This is a genomic window from Marinobacterium sedimentorum (genome assembly GCF_024267675.1).
Classification (GTDB): Bacteria; Pseudomonadota; Gammaproteobacteria; order Pseudomonadales; family Balneatricaceae; genus Marinobacterium_A; species Marinobacterium_A sedimentorum.
In genome coordinates this window covers 1-213 of sequence record NZ_JALDYX010000207.1, presented here as the reverse complement: position 1 = coordinate 213, position 213 = coordinate 1, and the positions used below count along the sequence as shown (strand labels likewise).

The window sequence follows — 213 nt, the reverse complement described above, 5'->3', positions numbered from 1 at the left end:
ATTTCAGGATGCTGCTCCCTTAGCATCGTGAGACTTTCCAAAAACACAGGCCCCATGCGGGCCACTTCGCTGCGCCGCGAGCCCGGCAGAACCAAGACCAAAGGCCGCTCTGGGCTTAGCCCCAAATGATCCATCGCCGCCTGAATATCATGCGCAGTGGCTTTGGGTTCGGCCACGACAGGGTGCCCCACAAAATCACAACTCATTCCGGCA

Annotated in this window: 1 pseudogene; it reads right to left on the bottom strand. The window is 58.2% G+C overall.

From position 1 onward, the window contains the following. A pseudogene (locus MRS74_RS24315) lies at positions 1-206 on the bottom strand (lipid-A-disaccharide synthase); the annotation flags it as partial. Positions 207-213 lie beyond the last annotated feature (7 nt).